Source organism: Oceanibaculum nanhaiense, from assembly GCF_002148795.1.
Classification (GTDB): domain Bacteria; phylum Pseudomonadota; class Alphaproteobacteria; order Oceanibaculales; family Oceanibaculaceae; genus Oceanibaculum; species Oceanibaculum nanhaiense.
The window spans coordinates 1-425 of record NZ_MPOB01000038.1; the positions used below are offsets into that span (position 1 = coordinate 1).

Sequence of the window (425 nt, forward strand, 5' to 3'; positions counted from 1 at the left end):
CCCGATTACTCGACTACTTTGGCGACGACGCCGGCGCCGACGGTGCGCCCACCTTCGCGGATCGCGAAGCGCAGGCCCTCATCCATGGCGATCGGCGCGATCAGCTTCACTTCCATGGCGATATTGTCGCCCGGCATCACCATCTCGGTGCCTTCCGGCAGAACAACCTCGCCGGTCACGTCGGTGGTGCGGAAGTAGAACTGCGGACGATAGTTGGAGAAGAACGGCGTGTGACGGCCACCCTCTTCCTTCGTCAGAATATAGGCCTCGCACTTGAAGCGCGTGTGCGGCTTGATCGTGCCCGGCTTCGACAGAACCTGGCCGCGCTCCACATCCTCGCGGCCAACGCCACGCAGCAGCGCGCCGATATTGTCGCCAGCCTCGCCGCTGTCCAGCAGCTTGCGGAACATCTCGACGCCGGTCAC

Annotated in this window: 1 protein-coding gene; it reads right to left on the reverse strand. The window is 64.0% G+C overall.

Annotated features, from left to right (window positions below; translation table 11 throughout):
- Positions 1-5 precede the first annotated feature (5 nt).
- Positions 6-425 (reverse strand): EF-Tu C-terminal domain-related protein (locus BKM74_RS18405; RefSeq protein ID WP_407668718.1); only part of this gene is annotated, 420 nt, incomplete at its 5' end.